The 20932-nt window shown below is 44.1% G+C and carries 23 protein-coding genes; 8 read left to right on the top strand and 15 right to left on the bottom strand.

The window, feature by feature from the left end:
- Positions 1-123 precede the first annotated feature (123 nt).
- The 3 genes from ACVBDU_RS00405 to ACVBDU_RS00395 are packed head-to-tail and all read right to left on the bottom strand — an operon-like array spanning position 124 to position 2444.
- On the bottom strand, positions 124-1758 hold the full coding sequence (locus tag ACVBDU_RS00405) for a PepSY-associated TM helix domain-containing protein (protein WP_447177802.1): 1635 nt from the start codon (positions 1756-1758) through the stop codon (positions 124-126).
- 55 nt (positions 1759-1813) lie between these two features.
- Positions 1814-2092 (bottom strand): hypothetical protein, encoded by a 279-nt coding sequence (locus ACVBDU_RS00400; RefSeq protein WP_447177801.1) that lies wholly within the window; start codon positions 2090-2092, stop codon positions 1814-1816.
- 25 nt (positions 2093-2117) lie between these two features.
- The gene (locus tag ACVBDU_RS00395; protein ID WP_447177800.1) at positions 2118-2444 is read right to left on the bottom strand and encodes a hypothetical protein; all 327 of its coding nucleotides are present in this window, start codon (positions 2442-2444) and stop codon (positions 2118-2120) included.
- A gap of 273 nt (positions 2445-2717) precedes the next feature.
- Here ACVBDU_RS00395 and ACVBDU_RS00390 point away from each other — a divergent pair, with 273 nt between their 5' ends.
- The 4 genes from ACVBDU_RS00390 (at position 2718) to ACVBDU_RS00375 (ending at position 5797) form a co-directional block, all read left to right on the top strand.
- A complete protein-coding gene (locus ACVBDU_RS00390) occupies positions 2718-3278 on the top strand; it encodes an RNA polymerase sigma factor (protein ID WP_447177799.1) in 561 nt (186 codons plus the stop codon).
- Positions 3279-3325: 47 nt separating this feature from the next.
- Positions 3326-3904: a hypothetical protein gene (locus ACVBDU_RS00385; protein WP_447177798.1), complete on the top strand. Its 579-nt coding sequence runs from the start codon at positions 3326-3328 to the stop codon at positions 3902-3904.
- On the top strand, positions 3885-4985 hold the full coding sequence (locus tag ACVBDU_RS00380; RefSeq protein ID WP_447177797.1) for a hypothetical protein: 1101 nt from the start codon (positions 3885-3887) through the stop codon (positions 4983-4985). The genes ACVBDU_RS00385 and ACVBDU_RS00380 overlap by 20 nt, the downstream gene beginning before the upstream one ends.
- Before the next feature lie 89 nt (positions 4986-5074).
- Positions 5075-5797 (top strand): head GIN domain-containing protein, encoded by a 723-nt coding sequence (locus tag ACVBDU_RS00375; protein WP_447177796.1) that lies wholly within the window; start codon positions 5075-5077, stop codon positions 5795-5797.
- Positions 5798-5940: 143 nt separating this feature from the next.
- On the opposite strand, the gene ACVBDU_RS00370 is transcribed toward ACVBDU_RS00375, so the two are convergent.
- The 7 genes from ACVBDU_RS00370 to ACVBDU_RS00340 form a co-directional block, all read right to left on the bottom strand.
- Positions 5941-7269 (bottom strand): sugar porter family MFS transporter, encoded by a 1329-nt coding sequence (locus ACVBDU_RS00370; RefSeq protein WP_447177795.1) that lies wholly within the window; start codon positions 7267-7269, stop codon positions 5941-5943.
- A 29-nt stretch (positions 7270-7298) separates the two neighbouring features.
- A complete protein-coding gene (locus tag ACVBDU_RS00365; protein ID WP_447177794.1) occupies positions 7299-8075 on the bottom strand; it encodes an HAD-IIA family hydrolase in 777 nt (258 codons plus the stop codon).
- Between the two features lie 79 nt (positions 8076-8154).
- Positions 8155-9489 carry an MFS transporter gene (locus ACVBDU_RS00360; RefSeq protein WP_447177793.1) on the bottom strand — a complete coding sequence of 445 codons (1335 nt, stop codon included), beginning with the start codon at positions 9487-9489 and terminating at the stop codon, positions 8155-8157.
- Between the two features lie 148 nt (positions 9490-9637).
- Entirely contained in the window at positions 9638-10450 is an 813-nt protein-coding gene (locus ACVBDU_RS00355; protein WP_447177792.1) for a M48 family metallopeptidase, read from the bottom strand.
- A 168-nt stretch (positions 10451-10618) separates the two neighbouring features.
- A complete protein-coding gene (locus ACVBDU_RS00350) occupies positions 10619-11272 on the bottom strand; it encodes an NAD(P)-dependent oxidoreductase (protein WP_447177791.1) in 654 nt (217 codons plus the stop codon).
- Between the two features lie 69 nt (positions 11273-11341).
- On the bottom strand, positions 11342-11749 hold the full coding sequence (locus ACVBDU_RS00345) for an RrF2 family transcriptional regulator (protein WP_447177790.1): 408 nt from the start codon (positions 11747-11749) through the stop codon (positions 11342-11344).
- Positions 11750-11901: 152 nt separating this feature from the next.
- On the bottom strand, positions 11902-12804 hold the full coding sequence (locus ACVBDU_RS00340) for an NAD(P)-dependent oxidoreductase (protein ID WP_447177789.1): 903 nt from the start codon (positions 12802-12804) through the stop codon (positions 11902-11904).
- A gap of 266 nt (positions 12805-13070) precedes the next feature.
- Between ACVBDU_RS00340 and ACVBDU_RS00335 the strand changes: the two genes are divergently transcribed.
- The 3 genes from ACVBDU_RS00335 to ACVBDU_RS00325 all read left to right on the top strand — a co-directional run bounded on the left by ACVBDU_RS00335 (position 13071) and on the right by ACVBDU_RS00325 (position 14603).
- Complete coding sequence (locus ACVBDU_RS00335; protein ID WP_447177788.1) at positions 13071-13427, top strand: winged helix-turn-helix transcriptional regulator; 357 nt, start codon at positions 13071-13073, stop codon at positions 13425-13427.
- Positions 13428-13489: 62 nt separating this feature from the next.
- Positions 13490-14056 carry a Crp/Fnr family transcriptional regulator gene (locus tag ACVBDU_RS00330; RefSeq protein ID WP_447177982.1) on the top strand — a complete coding sequence of 189 codons (567 nt, stop codon included), beginning with the start codon at positions 13490-13492 and terminating at the stop codon, positions 14054-14056.
- A 70-nt stretch (positions 14057-14126) separates the two neighbouring features.
- On the top strand, positions 14127-14603 hold the full coding sequence (locus ACVBDU_RS00325; protein ID WP_447177787.1) for a DoxX family protein: 477 nt from the start codon (positions 14127-14129) through the stop codon (positions 14601-14603).
- Here the strand turns inward: ACVBDU_RS00325 and ACVBDU_RS00320 are convergent.
- Both ACVBDU_RS00320 and kynU read right to left on the bottom strand, forming a co-directional pair.
- The gene (locus ACVBDU_RS00320) at positions 14593-15960 is read right to left on the bottom strand and encodes an FAD-dependent oxidoreductase (RefSeq protein ID WP_447177786.1); all 1368 of its coding nucleotides are present in this window, start codon (positions 15958-15960) and stop codon (positions 14593-14595) included. The genes ACVBDU_RS00325 and ACVBDU_RS00320 overlap by 11 nt on opposite strands.
- Before the next feature lie 93 nt (positions 15961-16053).
- Positions 16054-17340, bottom strand: a complete 1287-nt coding sequence (gene kynU / locus ACVBDU_RS00315) for a kynureninase (RefSeq protein WP_447177785.1) — start codon at positions 17338-17340, stop codon at positions 16054-16056.
- Positions 17341-17569: 229 nt separating this feature from the next.
- Between kynU and ACVBDU_RS00310 the strand changes: the two genes are divergently transcribed.
- A complete protein-coding gene (locus ACVBDU_RS00310; protein ID WP_447177784.1) occupies positions 17570-18211 on the top strand; it encodes an O-methyltransferase in 642 nt (213 codons plus the stop codon).
- Here ACVBDU_RS00310 and ACVBDU_RS00305 read toward each other — a convergent pair.
- The 3 genes from ACVBDU_RS00305 to gpmI form a co-directional block, all read right to left on the bottom strand.
- Positions 18164-18754 carry a phosphatase PAP2 family protein gene (locus tag ACVBDU_RS00305; RefSeq protein WP_447177783.1) on the bottom strand — a complete coding sequence of 197 codons (591 nt, stop codon included), beginning with the start codon at positions 18752-18754 and terminating at the stop codon, positions 18164-18166. The two genes, ACVBDU_RS00310 and ACVBDU_RS00305, sit on opposite strands and share 48 nt — an antisense overlap.
- Complete coding sequence (locus ACVBDU_RS00300) at positions 18754-19026, bottom strand: Sec-independent protein translocase subunit TatA/TatB (RefSeq protein WP_123218361.1); 273 nt, start codon at positions 19024-19026, stop codon at positions 18754-18756. Before ACVBDU_RS00300 ends, ACVBDU_RS00305 begins: the two co-directional genes overlap by 1 nt.
- Positions 19027-19182: 156 nt before the next feature.
- Positions 19183-20700, bottom strand: a complete 1518-nt coding sequence (gpmI, locus tag ACVBDU_RS00295) for a 2,3-bisphosphoglycerate-independent phosphoglycerate mutase (protein WP_447177782.1) — start codon at positions 20698-20700, stop codon at positions 19183-19185.
- Positions 20701-20932: the final 232 nt, after the last annotated feature.

Here is a 20932-nt window from a genome sequence, read left to right as displayed (position 1 = left end):
TGTTAACAACAAAACTCTTTCTGTTGTTTTTTATCATCCAGTTATATTTGAAACTAAAAACATATCTTATCAGAGCTTTACACCGTTCCACAGGTAATAATATTGTTCCGCTTTAATCCCTCCCTATTCGGCATGTGCAAGGTTTTCCTTACGCATTATTTTTTTCGGGCCCTTGGATCTGGGTGCAACAGGCACTGTTTTTTGTTTTTTGAGTTTCAGGGCAACTACCAGTGCCGTAGCCGAAAGCAATATCCAGAATACATCGACAAAGAAAATCCCGTAGTACCCTGCCCGAAGCGTAACCCATATCCAGTTACCGGATACCACCCCGTTTACTACCGGGACCAGGAATCCTACCAGCGCCCCGCCGATAAGTGTGTACTTATTCGTAAAGTAATTATCTCTTTTCAGGGTAAACAATACGGATAGGAGCAACCAGCTATAAAAGAATATCTGGTAAATACGGGTCATCCGTGACGCATCGAATTCCGGTACAAATACTTTTACGCCTACAAACGTAACAGCCGTTGCGGGGAACATGCTAAGGCACACAGCCAGGTATATCCATACCAGCCAGGAGTTAAAACGCCTCTTTTTCCCGGAAACACTCTTTTTATCCCTGGCTACAAGCCATATCATTACCCCTGAAATAATGACAAAACAGGAAACCAGCCCCAGAATAAAATAAACAATACGCAACCCCATACCACCATAGTCCCCGAAATGCAGTTTTGCCAGTACATTGGTGGCACCATCCAGGTAAGAAGTATGGTTAAAAGGATCTTTTTCTTCCACAATTTCGCCTGTTGAAGCTTTGAGTATCATTTTCCCCTTACCGGCAAAACTCCGGTGGTTCAAGGGTAATCCTTCCACAGCAACGTGCATATTGATATCTCCGTAATTGAATACCGTAACGGACCGGATATCAAAATCCTTCCACTTATTACGCACCTTATTCACCAGTTCATTAATATGTACAGGTTCCTGCTGCTTTTCCATAAGCATAGGATACCCGTTACCACCTCTACCGAAATCTTCATACATGCTGGCCGCATCGTTTTCATAGAACAGGGCCACCACCGGAGGGGCCATTACCATGGTACTAATTATCAGGTAAGTGCCCGTAAGCGCAAAGACAAACTGGTAGGGTAATCCTATAATTCCCAATGCCGTATGTGCGGCGGTCCAGACCGTCTTCCATTTTGCTCCCGGCCGGAAGACATAAAAGCCGGATATGATTTTATTCCAATGTACCAAGACACCCGTTATTACAGCAAACAAAAAGAAAAAGGCCACGAGACCTGCCAACAGGTAACCGGATGTTCCGAAAAAGTTAAGCTGTGCAAAGAAATGCAAGCGGTAAAGAAATTCCCCGATAGAATACGAACCGGGATAACTATAACTCTTAAAGTTCTCTTTATCCATATAAAAGAAAGCTCCCACTGTCGCTTCTTCCGGCGCCAGGGTATCCCTGGATGGGGTCAGGCTTACGGCCACCCTTCTTTCTTCGTAATGCTGGTTAAAGGTAATATCCCGTCCGTAGGCTGTATTCCTTTTGTTTATCGTGTCGAGCAACAGGTCGAAATTCACCTCGGTAAGCCCTCTTTCCTGTATGGGTTCGTTTCGTTCCCAGCTTATGATCTCGTCGCGAAAAAAGGAAAAAGATCCTGCAAAAAATATTACGTATAGGGCAGCGCTGATAATAATCCCGCTTATCGTATGGGTATTAAAAAGAACGTTATAGATTCTGTTGTTCATCAGATCCTCAATTGTAATTACGGCGTTAATAGCTATTCATATCCCCGGCTTCTCCCTAGCCGGCAAGGCCATATGTTTTCCCCAGGTAAATACCTCCCGAAAAAAGAAGGGTCAGTAACAGGTAAACTCCCCATATTTTCCAGCCGTTTTTCACCAAAAAAGCGAGAAGGAACAAAACACACCAAAGCAAAAAACCGGCATATCTCAGGGTCATCAGCACGTTGACGTGATTTACCCAGTAAGCAAGGGCGACGTGGAGAGATATGGTAACCATATATCCGCCAAGAAACCCCGCACTTATTTTAGCGAAACGCTGACTGACGGATGTTGTCAAATATTTTTTGTTGGCAGGCATAGTCTCAAAGGAATTCGAAAGTTATCGAAAGTAACAGGATCAGGATAAGTGCCTGATAACGCAGAAAACGCAAGGGAGCTACAATTACGATAAGGCTTCCCAAGGTCATCAGTATTACAAAAAAAGCAAAAATACCTGCCGCGGTCCCGTAATGAAGTACGGAAAGTACCAGGGCTACAAACAGCAGAGATAATCCGCCCGCTTTACTTTCCTTTCCGTGAGCCTGCATCCATCTCTCTATTTTTAAGGAATGGCTTAATATTGCTCTCTTTGAGGTATTGTAGAGTGCGTAAAAACCAAAAAAGGTTATGGCGACAACCAGGGTAGTCATATTGCTATACGGTTTATTTTGACTAAATCTAAACAGTGGCAAATATAATAATGGAAAATACACCATCCAATTTTATTTAGATTAATTTCAAATGGTGTGGTATTTTAATTCTTTGGAAAACCAACATACTCTCCACACCTGGCCCGCCACTTCCGTTTTTTCGTCCGGATAAATTCCGTTTCTTTACTTTATGGTAACTTTTTTCCGAAAAAAATCATCTGAAGTGTAACAATTGATATTCATCTTCATCCTTATACTGAAAACGATTACTTTTTGAGCCAACCGGATACACATATAGAGCAACTGCTTGTGCAGTGCAAAGAGGGTAACTCCAAAGCACAGATGGAGGTTTATAACCGCTATTACAAGGCTATGTATAATACCGCCTTCCGTATTGTAAAGGACGAGTATGAAGCCGAAGACATTATGCAGGAATCCTTCTTAAAAGCATTTACCAAGCTGGATACTTTCCGCGGAGAGGTAACTTTCGGGGCCTGGCTGAAACGGATCGTTGTAAACGACAGCATCTATAGTTTCCGGAAACAACAACAAAACCGGGAAATTTCGATCGATGAAACATTGCATAAGGTCGAAGATAACGATGGCATTGCGCCGGATCATGAGTTTACAAACGTTCAGGCTCAAAAAGTTTTGGAAACCATGAAAACACTAAAGGACAATTACAGAGTTTCTTTGACCTTACATTTAATTGAGGGTTATGATTATGAGGAAATAAGCGAAATATTGCAGATCAGTTATGCTAATTGTCGGACCACCATAAGCCGGGCCAAGGAGAGCCTGCGAAAAAAACTGGTACACATAAGCGTGAACTGACTATGAAAGTAACAACAAAAAACAATGTCCTTTAATACCGATTTATTATGAAAAAGGATAATATAGACAAATTATTCGGGCAGTTACAAGGCGAATTCGATACGGAGACACCCGCTGCAGGGCACCAGAATCGTTTCCTGGAAAAACTTGCGCAGCAAAACAAAGCTCCCGAAAGGAAAACTTCCCCCGGAAAATGGTGGAGAAACCTGTCCGTTGCCGCCTCCGTAATACTGCTGCTGGGCATAGGCTGGATTTTTTATAATACCCCGCAACCGTCTCCGGACCCCGTCGCGGAAACCGAAGAACAGGTTACCTATCCGGAACTTGAAAAAACCCGGTACTACTTCTCTTCGCTCATACAGAACGAATTGAAAAAAATAAAAGATGAAGCGGACACGGAAGACACCAAAGTTATTGTAAACGATGCTATTGTACAACTGGAACAGATAGAAAACGATTATGAAAAACTGGAAGCGGAACTGCAAAAAAACGGTTACAGCAAACAATTATTAAACGCCATGATCACCAACTTCCAGACCAGGATAACCCTGTTGCAGAATGTTATGGAACAAATAGAAGACACCAAACAATTAAAAAGAGATAATCATGAAGAAAGCAGGATATAGTGCAGTTTGGGTACTGCTGGCCGTAGTATTTCCCTTCCTGGTAATGGCATCCGGCCCCGCCGGTAAGCCGGACCCAAAGTGGGGTGGCCGCTATAGTAAGGAAAAAAGGATAAAAAAATCTTTCGAGGTCAGTTCGAATGCGCTTTTACAGGTAAACAACTCCTACGGGAATATCCACATTACTTCCTGGGACCAGAACAGGATAGAGATCGATGTCCTCATAAAAACCAACGGAAATAATGAAGAGAAAGTACAACAAAAACTCGACGAGATCGATGTGCAGTTCGAAGCGGGCAGAAGTGCGGTTTCTGCCAAAACCATTTTCGGAAAGAAAAAATGGGGATGGGGTTCCGGAAATAACAATGTGAGTATGGAAATAAACTATACCATAAAGCTTCCTGCAAATAACAGCGTTGACCTCAGTAACGATTACGGCGGTATTCGCCTGGACCGGATAAACGGTAAAGCCAAAATAAGCTGTGACTACGGAAAACTGGATATAGGCGAACTTCGGGCAGATGGTAACGAACTGTCTTTTGACTATACCTCCAAGTCTACCATAGGCTACATGAAAAGCGGCTCCATTAATGCCGATTATTCCGGATTTGTACTGGAAAAAGCCGGACACCTGAAGTTGAATGCGGACTACACGTCCTCGGAAATCGGTGACATGGGTAGCCTGGAGTATTCCTGTGACTACGGTAGTCTGGGCGTGGAAAAGGTAAAAAACATTCACGGTGGCGGGGACTACCTGTCTACCAAACTGGGTATCATTCACGGCAACCTGGATATAACCTCGGATTACGGTTCCATTAAAATAGAACAATTGGCAGCCGATGCAGGAAACGTTAATATACGGTCCGAGTATACCGGTGTAAAAATAGGTTTCCACCAGAACTACAGTTTCAACTTTGAGATCAAACTGGACTATGCCGGTTTTAAAGGCGAAGATAATTTCGAATACAGTATAAGAAGGGAAAAGAGCACGGAGAAATACTACAAGGGATCTTATGGTAACTCTCCTTACAAAAACCTTTCCATTACTTCGGAATACGGCGGGGTAAGTTTATACCGGAATTAAATTTAACGGGATGAAAATAGTATTTCCCGGGACAAAAGAAGCAACAACCATATACCATTAATCCAATGAAAAACACTAAAAATAAACACATGAAAAAAATCATCACACTTTGTATCGGACTGTTATTTATTTCTACCATTCATGCCCAATGGTTTGGAAATAAAAAAGTAACCGGAAACGGAAATGTGGTTAAGACCGACCGGAATACCGGAGACTACGACGAAATAGGTGTCGCCGGAATGTTTGATGTTATCCTGGTATCCGGAAAAGAAGGCAAGCTTACCATAGAAGCCGAAGAAAACCTCCTGGAATACATAGAAACAGAAGTAAATGGTAATACGTTAAAAATCAAGACTACAAAAGGTATTAACCTCAGACCGCGTAAAAAGATCCTCATTACCATTCCTTTCGAAGATATTTCGGCTGTATCCCTGGCTGGTTCCGGTAGTATTACCGGGAAAGATCTCATCAAGGCCTCCGCTTTTGAGACCAGCCTTGCCGGATCGGGAGACATAAACCTCGCCGTGGAAACAGATAAACTGGAAAGCAACATTGCAGGTTCCGGCGACATAAAACTCAAAGGAAAAGCAAGAGTTTACGAAGGCAGGATATCCGGTTCGGGAGATATTCACGCATATGAACTGATAGCCGATGAAGTAAACACTGCCGTATCCGGCTCGGGAGATATACAGGTACATTGCAACGGAAAATTAACAGCAAGGATATCCGGTTCAGGAAGTGTTCTGTACAAGGGAAATCCGAAAGAAGACTCCAAAGTATCCGGATCCGGAAAAGTAAAAAAAGCCAGTTAACCACCCATTATTTTTCCAGATATAAGAACAGGTTCCGCAACGCAAATTGCGCAACCTGTTCTTATATGTAAAACCTCCGTATCAGCGAAAAAATCTATCTTCGGACTTCTATCTTCGGGCTTCTAACTAAAAAGAAATGCCAATCAATCTTCCTTTACCATACGTTTTTCCAGTTCTTCCAGGGAAACTCCTTTGGTTTCCGGCATCAAAAAGATCGTAAAAAGCAATTGCAGAACCATCATAAAAGCAAAAAAGGCGAAGATAGGCCACGGATTGTCCCGGAACATTTCTATGAATACCGGGGCCAGTAAGGTTATCAGGGCTGCAAATACCCAATGTACCCCGCTTCCGAAAGCCTGTCCGTAAGCCCGGACCTTATTGGGGAATATTTCGGAGATAAACACCCAGATCACTGCCCCTTGTCCTATGGCATGAGATGCTATGAACAACAAGATAAAAATGAGTAGTACCACAGGGCTGGCGGAGGCATAAAACGACCATGCCACCATGGTCAGACTAATAATATACCCCAGTGAACCTATGAGCATCAGTTGTTTTCTTCCCAGGTTATCAATAAGCCTTAATCCCAAAAGCGTAAAAATAAGATTGATAACTCCTATGGATATAGCATTCATCAGGGAGTCTTTGGATGCAAGTCCGGCCATTTCCAGGATTTCCGGGGCGTAATACAGAATAAAATTAATTCCGGATAACTGGTTAAAAAATGCTATAAGGAATGCCAGTAAAAGCGGCACCCCGTATTTCCCGGAAAACACATTATCCGTTTTTCCCGGGGTATTGTCCAGGCGGATCTGGTCCAGGGCTTTTTCTGCTTCGTCATTATCATACATTTTCCGTAACACTTCCCTTGCCCCGTCTTCATCCTGTTTTTGCAATAAAAGCCACCTGGGGCTATTGGGCACACCCAGAACCATTAAACAGTAAATGGCGGCAGGAATAGCTTCCACGCCCAGCATAAATCTCCAGTCGCTGTCCCCCCCTACTCCCTGTAACAAAAAGTTGGAGATAAAAGCCAGCAGAATACCGAATACAAGGTTAAACTGGTATAAGGCCACCAGCTTACCCCGGTTTTTTGCACTGGAAATTTCGGAGATGTACGTAGGTGCCGCTACGGAAGAAGCTCCTACGCCCAGCCCGCCGATAAAACGGAAAAAGGAAAACGAATACGGATCGGATGCCATACCGGAGCCCAGGGCAGATACCAGGTATAATATTCCTATCCAGAAAAGGGTTTTCTTCCTGCCGTACTTATTACATGGGATCCCCCCGCAAAGGGCACCGATCACCGTTCCCCATAAGGCCATCGACATGATAAACATACCATGAAACCAGGCAGAAGTATCCCAAAGTTCCCGGATGGGAAGATTGGCACCGGATATAACCACGGTATCAAAGCCAAACAAAAATCCGGACAAAGCCACTGCCACGGACCAATTACGCATATTATTCATTCTGTAAATATTGGGGTTGGAAAAACAGATTAGATTTTGGTAAGATCCTCTATAGCTAATTCTTTAACCGATTTCACAATACGGTTCGGCTGAAATGCATAGTGTTTCAGATCTTCTTTTTTCGAAACCCCGGAAAGTGTAAGTATGGTATGGTATCCCAATTGTATACCTCCCAGAATATCCGTATCCATGGTATCTCCTATTATAATGGTTTCCTGTGCCGTAAGCCCCAGGGTTTTTCTTGCCGCCCTCATCATTACCGGGCTGGGTTTGCCTACGGAAAAAGCCTTTTTTCCCGTAGCTTCTTCTATCATGGCTACGATGGCTTTGATCCCCAGGTTATTCCATCCTTCTTTTTTAGGTGAAGGATCGAGATTTGTCGCTATGAACTTGGCCCCTTCCAGGATCATATCCACCGCACTGTTTACCATCTCCAGGGTAAAATTTCTTCCTTCCCCGACAACTACATAATCCGGATTCTGGTTAACCATCACGTATCCCTGCTGGTGCAGGCTGGTTATTAGTCCGCCTTCTCCCAGGACGTAAGCGGTTCCGTTGGGTTTCATAAACGAAAGGAACCAGGCCGTAGCCATGGCACTGGTATAGACATTCTCTTCCTTTATTTTTATTCCCATCTTCGCCACTTTGTTTACCGTGTCGAGTGGGGAACGCTGACTGTTATTAGTCATAAACAGAAACGGGATATCATTTTCCTGTAATGATGCTATAAAGGCATCTGCGCCTTCTATCATGGTGTCCCCGCTGTAGATGACACCGTCCATATCTATTAAAAATCCTTTTTTCATTCGTATGTATGTTTTTATATAATTCCGGCAGGTAAGGAGCTAAGATAATAAAAACCTCCTCTTTTGCCTGTACACCGGGCTATCTTAACGTTATATTATCCTCATAGTCTTTTTTTGTCTTCTCTACCCGGAGCAACAGAAATATCCCGATTACAAAAAGCGCTCCCAGGAACAGAACGGAATTTCGCATGCTTCCTGTTACCTGTGCTATAAAACCGTACAGGAACATTCCTATAACAATCCCGATCTTTTCTGCCACATCATAAAAACTGAAAAATGAAGCCGTGTCTTTCGTTTCGGGCAGAAATTTGGAATAAGTGGACCGGGACAAACTTTGTATTCCTCCCATGACAAGCCCCACAAAAGCTGCGGCTATGTAAAACTGAACGGGGCTGGTAACGAAATAGGCATAGACACATATAATTACCCAGAACATATTTATTCCGGTAAGGGTTTTTATGTTTCCCATACGTGCCGATATTTTAGATGTAATCCAGGCTCCGCCTGCTGCTACTATTTGTATTAACAAAATACTGACAATAAGCCCGGTGGTCCTTTCATCGGCACCGCCCCACTCCAGTTCCTCCTCCCCGAAGTAAGTAGCTGCCAGCATTACGGTCTGTACGCCCATACTATACACGAAAAATGCCCCCAGGTACCGTTTTAATTTCGGGGAATCCCCGAGGCGGTTCCAGACTTTCTTCAGTTCTTTGAACCCGTTGAACAAAACATCTTTATGATATTTGCCGTTGGAAGTATTTCCTCTGGGCAGGTGATAAAAGGTATACTGGCTAAACCCGATCCACCACAACCCGGTGAGTATAAAAGACATTCTGGTAGGTTCTCCGGCACCGGAAAAACCGAACCATTCGTATTTCAAAATCATAACCAGGCACAGGAGCAGGAGAACAACGCTTCCTATATATCCCAGCGAATATCCTTTAGCACTTATACTGTCCTGTTGTTCCGGATACGCAATATCGGGCAGATAGGAATTATAGAAAACCAGGCTTGCCCAGAAGCCTATCAAAGCCAGGAAATAGCAGGTAAGCCCAAGATATATATGTTCCAGGGAAAACCAGTATAAGCCTATACAGGAAAAAGCGCCGAGATAACAGAAAAACTTCAGGAATATCTTCTTGTTACCGGTATAATCGGCAATACCGGATAGCAGTGGAGAAATGGCGGAAACCACAAGAAAAGCCACAGCTGTTACATAGCTGATCAATGGGGCCCGTGCAATGTCGCCACCAAATACGTGTATTTTTTCCAGGTTGGCTTCCCTGAAAAGGGCTCCGTAAAAAATAGGAAAAACAGCCGATGCGATGACCAGGCTGTAAACAGAGTTGGCCCAGTCGTAAAACGCCCAGGCTCCAAGCAGTTTTTTACTGCCTTTTTCTAATGTTCTTCTCATGTTTTGGTTGATTGAGAAAGGTTGTTGGCAAACAATAAAAAAGCTGTCCTTTAAAAGAACAGCTCCTAATATAGAAATTAATTTTAAATCGTTTGTTATTTCCGGATTAAAGATCGGTATATGGATCGAACTGCCGCCGATTTCTAATCTATTGAAAACTGGTGACTCCGAATTTTCGTGCCTCCGCCCTGGCTCCGGGGGCCAGTTGTGTCAGGTTTCTGATACGTGTGTCACTCGATGGGTGTGTACTCAATAATTCGGGAGGAGCTTCTCCGCCCTTCGCTTTCATCCGCTGCCATAAGCGGGCGGCCTCACCGGGGTCATACCCTGCAATGGCCATAATCTGTATTCCGATAGCATCGGCCTCACTTTCATGGCTCCTGCTAAAAGGAAGCATCCCGCCTACCTGCGATCCTACCCCATAGGCCTGTGCCCATAATTCCTGGGCCTGCGCACTTTTACCACTGGTAGCCACCGCAACACCTACGGCTCCCAACTGTTGCAAAGTACCCGCACTCATACGCTGAGCTCCGTGATCAGCCAGCGCGTGAGCCACCTCGTGTCCCATGACCACTGCCAGTCCGCTTTCCGTTTTGCTTACAGGTAACAATCCTGTATATACAACAATCTTTCCTCCGGGCATACACCACGCGTTCACCTGATCGTCATTAACGAGATTGTACTCCCACTTGTAATCTTGTAAATATCCTTCATATCCATTGGCATTCAGCCATCGTTCCGCAGCATTCGAAATACGCTGCCCTACCTTCCTGACCATCTGTGCATCGGCCGTACCGGTAACAACCTTGTTCTCCTTCAGAAACTCATCATACTGCTGAAAAGCCATCGGAAAGATAGAACTGTTGGAATGAAAATTGAGTGTGCTCTTGCCCGTAAACGGATTCGTCTTGCAGGAAAGCACAAAAAACAACAGAAAAAATGACAACCAGATTTTTCTCATAACCGTAAATTATATAGTATAGTAAAAATACAAAATTAACAGTAAAAATCGACAGTTGGCTGACAATTTTCCGCAATATACGGAAAAGCATACATTGAAAAACTGTTTAAATTTTATCCTTCGGAATCTTCTTTTTCTTTTTATTTGCCGGGAGCTGACAATACTGTTTTAATAAGCGGCAGTAAACCGTTCCCTGTGGTGTTTCGGGGTTTCCAGTTCATCCGCTATTACTACCCCGACATCTTCCCCGGACAAAACACTTCTCCGGTCCTTATCAAAAACGGGGCTTTCCAGACCCAACCGGTATTTACCTGTTCGCCCGATAGTTATTCCCTGGTGCATCTCCAGTGCAGGGCTGAAAAACGCCCAGTCCAGCACTTTTTCTTTGCGTATCTCTTCCAGGTAAATCCTCGCTGCATCTGCTCCGGGTTTTATCTCTGCCGGGAATTCCGGGGTGTCCACTACCTGTAATCCGGGTTCGAGATAAAGACTTCCCCCGCCTCCGACAACAATAAATCTGCTTACCCCCGATTTTTTTACCGCTTCCTGTATGGCTCTCGCTCCACGAAGAAAATCGTCGTAAATCGCAGGATTAGTCCAGCCCGGATTAAAAGCGCTTACTACCGCATCGTGCCCACCGAGTATTTCCGCAAGTGCATCCGTATCCAGTACGTCGGCTTTTGCAGGAGTGATCTTCTCGCTTTTTACTTCCGATCTTTCAGGATGTCTCGCTATGGCGGTTATTTCATGCCCACGATTTGCCAGTTCCTTCAAAATGTTGCTGCCTACAAAACCTGTGGCACCTATCAACGCTACTTTCATTTTATTTGAATTTAAGGTTAAACTTCACTTACTGTATAAAAAATAATTACAGTTTAAGATAAAAAAATATTATTTGAACTTCTTCACAAATTCCTCCAGGGTTATGGCCGATAATTTTTGCTTTAGATAATTATCTGTATCTTCATACAAGCTTTCCAGGTGTTTATTCACGTCTCTTCCTACCGGACATCTTGGATTGGGCGTATTTGATCTGCCCAATACGTGTACCTGTTTCACGGCCTCATAGACTTCCGATAGTTTTATCTGCGATGCAGGCCGTGCCAGGGTACTCCCCCCTCCTTTTCCTTCTTTACTCTCTACCAAATGACAAGCCTTAAGATTACCTATTTCCTTTCGTATCACTGCCGCATTGACATTCACACTACCTGCAATAAACTCCGATGACAAGTATTCATCTTCCATGGTGGCAAGCAACGTTAGTATATGTAAAGAAGTAGCGAAACGAACATTATTCATTCTGTAATAATTTTTATTACAGTACAAATATACTGCGTTTTTTTCAAATAATTTATAATTCGTGATATTATTCAAAAAAAAGCCCCCGTTCCCTCCTTTTTATATTATTCGGAATAAAACGGGGCTGTTCAGTTTTAGAAACTGTCTAAATTTTATGCTTCGGTTCCTTTATGCGTCATTCTTATTCCTTCAATAGCGCTTGGCATACCATTTGCACCGAACCCGGCTGCTATGGCCCGGTCAAAAACACTCTTCACGGCCTGAGGGACTCCTGTGTGGATACCTGCATCTTTGCCTGCCTCCATAATATGCTTTACCCCGGCAGCTTCCATGGTTATATTGTCCAGGTCTCCCGGATAGTGCTGTTTGTCCGCACTCACGGCAAAGTCTTCGAGGAAGTATTCCGCTACACCGAATATTTCCCGGGCAAAGGGAAGAAATTTCTCTGCCTGCTCCCCTTCTGCGTTCAGTAGGGCATAAGAATGCAGTACCCCTGTGAGGCTGGTAAAGAAAATATTCATCATGGCAATGTCGTACAATGCAGCCCGCCCGGGTTCTTCGCCCAGGTAGGTACTCTTTCCTCCTAAAGCCTTAAGGACGGAAAAGTGTTTGTCAAAAACACTACGGGCTCCGCTATACAGTAAAAGGGCTTCCGCCTTTCCCACTTCGGGAACGGGGACCAGGACCGACCCGTCCAAATAGTCTATTCCCTGCTCTTCAGCCCAAAAAGCCATTTGCCTTGCTCTTTTCGGGGTATCGTTGGTTAAACTTACCAGTGTCCGCCCCCGGAGTTCTTCCGCAACAGGTTTTATGATCTTTTCCAGTATCTCATAGTTAAGTACACAAATCACTATCAGCTCACTTGCAGATACTGCCACGGAAACCGTGGATGCCGCAACAGCACCTTTTTCCACCAATGGAACCGTTTTATCCGCAGACCTGTTCCACACCGTGGTTTTATGACCTGCTTTAAGAAATGCTTCCGCCAATGCGGTACCCATGGCCCCGAGTCCGATTATAGTTACATTTTTAGATAGATTATCTTTTTTATTCATCTTAGTATGGTTTAAAGAATTAAATTTTATGCTGATCAGGCACTTATTCTTCTGTTCTATTACTTATTGCCGCCATAACAGATCTTTAAGTCGATGATCTATTTGTACTACAAAGTTCTAATTAACTGTTATTTCCTGCAATAAGGGAAAAAAGATTCAGGCAGGGAAAATTTTTTCCCTATGGAAAAACAGTGGGATAAACGAATAGTATGCCGGCTAAAAGGTTTGTCCCGAATTGTTTATTTTTGTAGAAAGCTGTTTCAATTATGTACGAAAGAAAGATCCCCGAAGACCTGGAATGTGGTATTACCCTTACGAGCAGAGTTTTGGGAGGTAAATGGAAACCTTGTATTATCGATCCCATCCGCAGGGGTGTCAGACGTCCCAGTGAGCTGCACCAGGATATAGATGAGGCCAGTCCGCGCGTGCTGAATATGCAACTCCGGGAATTACTGGACCACGGTATTATCGACAAGAAAGTATACCCCGGGCTTCCCCTCAAAGTAGAATACGGTCTCACTCCCATAGGAGAAAGCATTTTATTCATCCTTGATGCGATGGATAAATGGGGAGAGGAAAATCGCGATCACATATTGCAGGTTATGGAAGAAACTGTGAAATAAGACTGCTTTCACTTCCATACCCCGGTCCGCCAGTACCATATATGACAAACCTCCTTTTATTGATGAAAGAAATCCGGGAATATTTTAAAACCTTAGTTCCGCTTACCGATGCGGAAGGGGACTATTTCACCTCTAAACTCATTACGAGGAAATTTAAAAAAAATGAATTGATCCTGTCCTGTGGAAAAACGGAAAATCACCTTTCCTTTATCGAAAAAGGCATCATACGGTTTTATACGGAAAAGGGAGAAAAAGAGATCACCTTCAGTTTTGCCTTTGAAAATTCCTTCGTCAGTGCTTACGATTCGTTTTTAATGCAAATTCCTGCACAATACCACGTGCAGGCCCTGGCAGATACTATTTTGTGGAGTATCCGTTATGAAGACTTGCAGGATGTATACAAAGAAACCCGGGTCGGTCAGCAAATAGGTCGCAAAGCTGCCGAAGAATTGTTCATCAAAAAGAGTAAAAGGGAAATGTCATTTCTCAGACAGAGTCCGCAGGAACGCTACGAAAGCCTGTTTTCGGAAAATCCCGAATTCCTGCAAAAAATCCCTCTGAAGTATATTGCGTCTTACATAGGTATTACCCCGCAGGCACTAAGCCGTATCCGAAAGCGTATTTCTTAACCCGGGTTCATTGACATGCCTTGTTTCCTGACATAGCTTTGTAAGCTGTTTATTTTTAATCTTATAAAATATGGAAACCGTCATTGTTCTTATAACAACCTTCGTCATTACCCTTCTCATTTCCCGGTGGAGAACAGGAAATACAGATATATTCTTATCCGGACGTATAGCTATGGCCTTTATGCTGATACTTACGGGCACCGGGCACTTTCTTTTTACGGAAGGCATGGCACTGATGCTTCCCGGCTTCATCCCCGCCAAAGAAGCTGTTGTTCTGATTACGGGGGTTCTGGAGATCATTGCGGCTATTGCACTTCTCATTCCCTTTTTCCCGGTTTTGACAGGATGGTTGCTTATCGTATTCTTTTTGCTTATCCTACCCTCCAATATTTACGCGGCCATACATCACGTAAACCTAAAAACCGCTACTTATGACGGTGAAGGTTTGTCTTACCTATGGTTCCGGGTGCCGTTGCAAATATTCTTTATAGCCTGGGTCTACTTTTTTATCGTCCGGTATAAAAAGAAAGCTCCGGTTAACGGCTAACCACTTTTTGTGTGGTATTCTCCAGAAGCGTCAGAATTTCCTGTTCTACCTCTTCACTTTCCCATCGTTCTTCAATATCTTCCATTTCCATGATCCGGTCCATAATAGCCCGCTGCCTGTCTCCTTCGGCCAGCGCTTCGGCATAAGGACGTTCTGAAAAGGTTACCCTGCTGTATAAAGGCTGCCATTTATCCGGATGCTTCTCCGCGAAACGGTTTTCTATTTTCTTGCGCAATATAAACCCGGTATCGGCTGTCTTGGTGCCCATTTCCATAAAATTGCGAAAACTGAGTTCGGCTATAGCATCCGCATTAGGTTTGCGTTCGGCTTCATACTGCCTGAAAATAGCATACCAATCGTCCTCATGTATATTCATCAGATGGTTCAGTGTTCGGATATCCTCGAAGCCTGCATTCATCCCCTGGCCGTAAAAAGGCACTATAGCATGGGCGGAGTCTCCTACAAGCGCTACTTTATCCGAGTAGGTCCAGGGAAAACACTTAATGGTTACCAGTGCGCTGGTAGGGTTTCGGAAAAATTCCCCGAGCAGGCTCGGTATATCTTCTACGACATCGGGAAAATAGTGTTCGAAAAACTGCTGTACTTTATCCTTTGTATCCAGCATTTCAAAAGAATTTTTCCCTTCAAAAGGCATAAACAATGTGCATGTAAAACTGCCATCGAGGTTGGGAAGTGCTATAAGCATAAACTCCCCTCTTGGCCATATGTGAAGGGAATGTTTTTCCAGTTTATGGGTACCATCCTGGTTGGCCGGTATTGTCAATTCTTTATACCCTGTGTTCAGGAACTCCTGGGAATAGTTAAACCGGCTCTGCCGCTGCATTTTATGACGTACTCTGGAAAAAGCGCCGTCTGCTCCGAAAACACAATCGTATTTACGGGATTCCCGGGCTTCATTCTCCGTTTCTCCGGTATGGATGGTAGCCTCGTTCAGGTTTATGTCCCACACTTTGGATTCAAACATAAAATGCGTGCCCGCTTTCTCGGCAAGGTCAATCATTTTTTTATTGAGCACTCCCCTGGAAATGGAATAGATGGCTTCTCCTTTCTTTCCATATGGTTGAAAATACAGGGGCTTCCCGGGTATATGAATCGCTCTTTTATCCATCCGTATAGCCAGTTTTTTCACCTCATCCGCTATTCCTACTTCTTCCAGTGCCTGCCAACCGCGGAGCGACATGGCCAGGTTTATGGACCGCCCGGAAAATTCTATCGTCCGTATATCGGGACGCCGGTCGTATACATCTACTTCATGCCCCCTGTTCCTGAGATATATAGCCAGTAACGATCCCACCAGCCCACTGCCAACAACAGCTATGTTTTTTGATTCCTGCATTCGTTTGATTTACGATTTATATAGGGCATCTCTCCGGGGAAAAGTACTATTATCACCCGTCCTTAACATACCCGTCGGTATTATATTCCTCTTTTATTTTGCCTGTAAAGTATCTATTCCTTTTTTGAGTATCTGTCCGAATTCATACATATCTTCAAAAGAGCAGTAAAACGGCACCGGGGCAAGACGGATTACATTAGGCTCCCTCCAATCCGTAATCACCCCGTTTTTCATAAGATAATCGAACAATGGTCTTCCCTGTCCGTGTAAAAAGACGGAAAGCTGGCACGCTCTTTCTTCCGGTTTTTTTGGTGTGATCACTTCAAATTCACCGGCGGTCTGCGCATCTACCTGTTCCAGTATATATTCGAGATATGCCGTGAGAACATCTCTTTTGGCGATCAGGGCATCCATACCTGCTTCGGCAAACATCTCTACCGATGCCAGGTAAGGCGCCAGGGACAATACGGGGAGGTTGCTTATCTGCCAGCCATCCGCTCCCCGAACAGGATCGAATTCCGGCTCCATCAAAAAGCGGCGTTCTTTGTTGTGTCCCCACCAGCCGGCAAACCTGGGAACATCGGTATTATCGTGATGTTTTTCATGTACAAATGCTCCGGATGCATTTCCGGGGCCGCTGTTCATATACTTGTAGCTGCACCATGCGGCAAAATCGACGTCCCACTCGTGCAGTTGCAATTTTACATTTCCGGCGGCATGGGCAAGATCCCATCCCACAAAGGCTCCTGTACGGTGCCCGGCACGGGTTATGGCTTCCATGTCAAATACCTGGCCGGTATAATAATTCACTCCTCCTATCAGCACCAAAGCCAGTTCATCACCGATTTCTTCTATCCTGGCGATAATATCTTCGGTCCGTATCTTGTGTTCTCCTTCCCGCCTATGTACTTCCACTATAGCATCTTCCGGAGAAAACCCGTGAAATTTCACCTGGCTTTGCAGCATATACTGGTCGCTGGGAAATGCTTTGGCTTCACAAAGTATCTTATAACGTTTCGGAGTTGGCCGGTAAAAAGACACCATTAACAGGTGCAGATTTACGGTAAGTGTATTCATTACAGTGACTTCCGAAGGCTTTGCCCCCACTACACTACTCAATGGCCCTGCAAAACGTTCCTGGTAATCCCACCAGGGTTTTTCGGCATAAAAGTGCCCTTCTACGGCCAGTTCGGCCCAGTCCTTCATTATCTCGTCTACATATTTCCGGGTCCTTCTGGGTTGTAGCCCCAGGGAATTTCCGGTAAAATAAATCACCGGTTTCCCGTTTATTTTCGGAAAGATAAACTCTTCTTTATATGCTTTAAGAGGATCGCGGGCATCCATTTCCTGTGCAAATGCCCTCGTATTCTGAAATTGCATTCCTTTTTGTTTCGGTAAAAGTACGCATTTCTTGTAAATTGTAACATTAATGGCCCGGTAAAGTAAGGACTCATCAACTACAAAATTCTTTTTTCTTCTCACTTAGGGACTGTGTATCTAATGCGTTTGCCCTACCTGGAAAATGACATATTTCCGTACAGACTAAGAAACTGACGAAGTGACTAACGAAGAAAATCATTCTATCCATTATCTTTGTAAAAAAAATACCATGCACTTCATATCGGAAGTTTTAGAAAACTACGTAGAAAAATATACAGAAGACGAGCCGGAACTCCTGCAGGAGCTCAGCCGCGAGACCCACCTCAGAGTATTGAGGCCCAGAATGCTCAGTGGTCATTTCCAGGGGCGTTTCCTCAGTCTTATTTCCAAACTCGTATCGCCGAAGTATATACTGGAAATAGGTACCTATACCGGGTACTCCGCCATATGTATGGCAGAGGGCCTTCGGAAAGAAGGCGAACTGCACACCATAGATATCAATGAAGAGCTCCACGACCTGCAACGCAAGTATTTTGACCGTAGCGGTTATGGGGAGCAGATAAAACAACACACAGGAGATGCCCTGGACATTCTCCCCGCCCTGGATATAAAATTCGATCTCGTTTTTATCGATGCCGACAAGGAAAATTACCTCCGGTATTTTGATCTTATTATAGGTAAAATAAACAAAGGTGGCCTTATACTTTCGGACAATGTCCTTTGGAGCGGAAAAGTGGTGGAAGAGGTAAAACCGAATGACAAAAGCACGCTTGCCTTACTGGAATACAACAAAAAACTGAAAGAAGACCCAAGGGTGGAAACTCTATTGCTTCCTATTAGGGACGGTCTCACGATATGTCGCGTAATCTAGAAGAATCCGCCCCATATACCGGTATATGGCTATGGCTATAACAAAGCCGGCAATCCAGCCGACAAACACATCTATGGGATAGTGTACGGCAAAATACAACCTGCTGACACCGAAAATAAGAGGCCACAGACAGATTGTGTACACCCATTTCTGTTTTTTCCGCATAAAGCAGATAAAAAGTGTAGTAATTGCCATGGAATTTGAGGCGTGACCGGAAAAGAAGCTATACCCGCGAGCCTTAATAACAAGCCGGAGTTCTTCCGAAACCAAAGGATCATTTACAGGCCTGGGGCGTTGTATGATTTCTTTTACTATTTCCGTAAACAGGAGGGTAAAGGCGAGGGCAAATAATATAGTTGTAATTACGGCGAGCGCTTTTTGCCGGGTAAAACTTTTCAGGGCAACAAACAGGAAAGCCAGGTATAGCGGAGTCCATGCCACAATACTGGTAGAAAAGGCCCAAAACATATCCCACTGCGTATTTCCCAGTTGATTAATGTATAGCAGCAGGCCCTTATCGTATTCCGGCCAGGGAATAATCATCAAAGTTGTCTTTTAATAGACCCGGAGATATCGTCTATATCGTCTTTTACTTTGTTTATTTCTTCATTCAACTCTTTGGTGAGGCTACCGTCTATTCCCTGTTTTTCGGCACTTTTCTGTATCTCAGCTTTTATGTCATTTGTGGCATTTCTGAGCTGCTGCATGCCCTTACCGAGCCCCTTGGCTATTTCGGGAATCTTATCGGCTCCGAAAACCATCACTACGATAAAGAGAATAAAAAGTATTTCCGGTCCGCTGATAAATAAAAACATAAGCTTGTTTAAATATATAGATACAAATATAGTGAAGTTTATATTCCTTTTGCCCTATAGATGTCAAAAGTTATCCGTACAACCCGGGAAACGGGAATTTAGCACCGGGCTCTGTTCATGGTAAAAGCCCGGCACTTATCTTCCTTCTTTTAAATTTTACACCAACGGTTTCCGGGTCATTTCTTCCGGTTGCGGTATGCCTATCAGTTTTAATATTGTAGGTGCAATATCTCCCAGGATTCCGTTTTGAACTTCTGTTATGTCCTTATCCACCAGAATAATCGGTACCGGGTTGGTAGTGTGCGCCGTATTCGGGCTTCCGTCGGGGTTTACCATCGTATCACAGTTTCCGTGATCGGCTATAATTATGGAGGTATATCCGTTGTCCAATGCTGTGGTAACTACTGCTTTGGCACATTCGTCCACCGTTTCGCAGGCCTTGACCGCTGCTTCCATAACCCCGGTATGCCCAACCATATCCGGATTGGCAAAGTTCAAACACACAAAATCCACTTCCCCTTTTTGCAATTCGGGCACAATGGCATCACGGATGTCATAAGCGCTCATTTCCGGTTGCAGGTCATAAGTGGCTACTTTCGGAGAAGGACACAATAATCTTGTTTCTCCTTCAAAGGGTTCTTCCCTTCCACCGTTAAAGAAAAAAGTAACGTGCGGATACTTCTCGGTCTCCGCTATTCTTATCTGTTTCTTTCCTGCCTCAGAAAGCACTTCACCGAGGGTTTTCTTTATGTTCTCCTTATCATAAATAACATGAATATTCTCGAAAGTGTCATCGTAATTCGTCATGGTTACGAAATACAGATCGAGTTTGTGCATGTTCTGCTCGTGGAAGTCCTGTTGTGTAAGGGCCTGGGTCAGTTGCCTTCCCCTGTCGGTGCGGAAATTAAAGAAAATAACCACATCGCCCTGTTGTATGTTGGTTACGGGTTCTCCTTTACCATCATCGGCTATCAGGGGTTTAATAAATTCATCGGTAACTCCTTCGTCATAACTTTTCTGCATTGCTGCCACAAGGTCTTCGGTAAGGTAACCTATACCATTTACCACAGCATCATAAGCAAATTTCACTCTCTCCCAGCGCTTGTCCCTGTCCATAGCATAGTAACGCCCGGTTACTGTGGCCAGGGTAGCATTCTTTTTCCTGCAATACTGCTCTATTTCCGAGACAAAGCCCTTTCCGCTTCGGGGATCTACATCCCTTCCGTCCGTAAAGGCATGTACATATACTTTTTCCAGTCCGAAAGCATCGGACGCATCCAATAATCCCTCGAGGTGTTTAATGTGCGAATGCACTCCCCCGTCACTAAGTAACCCCAGGAAATGAACATTTTTCTCTTTTTCTTTAGCGTAAGCAAACGCATCTGTCAGGACTTTCTCTTCCGAGAGTGTCCCTTCTTCCACAGCCAGGTTGATCCTGGCCAGGTCCTGGTACACTATCCTTCCCGCACCGAGGTTCATATGCCCTACTTCACTGTTTCCCATCTGCCCTTCCGGCAAACCTACATTCATACCATCGGTAAGGAGACTGGCATTCGGATATTTCTGGTAAAGGGAATCTATAAAAGGTGTATTCGCATTATCTATTGCGGAGATCTTGGGGTCCGGGGATTTTCCCCATCCGTCCAGGATCATCAGTAAAACTTTTTTGTTCATGTTCTGTATTTCTCTGTTTAAACCAATTGACTTATGAAGTATAAGGCCGCACAAGCCTGGTGACAAAGGTACGAATACTATCTATAAACAAAAGGTGTATTGCTGTTAAGATATACACAGAAAACGATAAAGTTTTTGATATATATCATCAAAAAATTACTGCCCCGGCTTATCAGATAAATAATACCCTGTACAGATCACGTCCTCTGTTTGTCAATATAATAATACACAA

This window comes from Sinomicrobium endophyticum (assembly GCF_052983315.1).
This window is presented reverse-complemented; position numbering and strand designations above follow the sequence as displayed.

Bases quoted from the DNA above. Each gene is read 5' to 3' on its own strand.
- ACVBDU_RS00405 (WP_447177802.1), bottom strand. From the start codon at position 1,758: ATGAACAACAGAATCTATAACGTTCTTTTTAATACCCATACGATAAGC.
- ACVBDU_RS00395 (WP_447177800.1), bottom strand. From the start codon at position 2,444: ATGACTACCCTGGTTGTCGCCATAACCTTTTTTGGTTTTTACGCACTC.
- ACVBDU_RS00385 (WP_447177798.1), top strand. From the start codon at position 3,326: ATGAAAAAGGATAATATAGACAAATTATTCGGGCAGTTACAAGGCGAA.
- ACVBDU_RS00380 (WP_447177797.1), top strand. From the start codon at position 3,885: ATGAAGAAAGCAGGATATAGTGCAGTTTGGGTACTGCTGGCCGTAGTA.
- ACVBDU_RS00375 (WP_447177796.1), top strand. From the start codon at position 5,075: ATGAAAAAAATCATCACACTTTGTATCGGACTGTTATTTATTTCTACC.
- ACVBDU_RS00370 (WP_447177795.1), bottom strand. From the start codon at position 7,269: ATGAATAATATGCGTAATTGGTCCGTGGCAGTGGCTTTGTCCGGATTT.
- ACVBDU_RS00365 (WP_447177794.1), bottom strand. From the start codon at position 8,075: ATGAAAAAAGGATTTTTAATAGATATGGACGGTGTCATCTACAGCGGG.
- ACVBDU_RS00360 (WP_447177793.1), bottom strand. From the start codon at position 9,489: ATGAGAAGAACATTAGAAAAAGGCAGTAAAAAACTGCTTGGAGCCTGG.
- ACVBDU_RS00355 (WP_447177792.1), bottom strand. From the start codon at position 10,450: ATGAGAAAAATCTGGTTGTCATTTTTTCTGTTGTTTTTTGTGCTTTCC.
- ACVBDU_RS00350 (WP_447177791.1), bottom strand. From the start codon at position 11,272: ATGAAAGTAGCGTTGATAGGTGCCACAGGTTTTGTAGGCAGCAACATT.
- ACVBDU_RS00345 (WP_447177790.1), bottom strand. From the start codon at position 11,749: ATGAATAATGTTCGTTTCGCTACTTCTTTACATATACTAACGTTGCTT.
- ACVBDU_RS00340 (WP_447177789.1), bottom strand. From the start codon at position 12,804: ATGAATAAAAAAGATAATCTATCTAAAAATGTAACTATAATCGGACTC.
- ACVBDU_RS00335 (WP_447177788.1), top strand. From the start codon at position 13,071: ATGTACGAAAGAAAGATCCCCGAAGACCTGGAATGTGGTATTACCCTT.
- ACVBDU_RS00330 (WP_447177982.1), top strand. From the start codon at position 13,490: ATGAAAGAAATCCGGGAATATTTTAAAACCTTAGTTCCGCTTACCGAT.
- ACVBDU_RS00325 (WP_447177787.1), top strand. From the start codon at position 14,127: ATGGAAACCGTCATTGTTCTTATAACAACCTTCGTCATTACCCTTCTC.
- ACVBDU_RS00320 (WP_447177786.1), bottom strand. From the start codon at position 15,960: ATGCAGGAATCAAAAAACATAGCTGTTGTTGGCAGTGGGCTGGTGGGA.
- kynU (WP_447177785.1), bottom strand. From the start codon at position 17,340: ATGCAATTTCAGAATACGAGGGCATTTGCACAGGAAATGGATGCCCGC.
- ACVBDU_RS00310 (WP_447177784.1), top strand. From the start codon at position 17,570: ATGCACTTCATATCGGAAGTTTTAGAAAACTACGTAGAAAAATATACA.
- ACVBDU_RS00305 (WP_447177783.1), bottom strand. From the start codon at position 18,754: ATGATTATTCCCTGGCCGGAATACGATAAGGGCCTGCTGCTATACATT.
- ACVBDU_RS00300 (WP_123218361.1), bottom strand. From the start codon at position 19,026: ATGTTTTTATTTATCAGCGGACCGGAAATACTTTTTATTCTCTTTATC.
- gpmI (WP_447177782.1), bottom strand. From the start codon at position 20,700: ATGAACAAAAAAGTTTTACTGATGATCCTGGACGGATGGGGAAAATCC.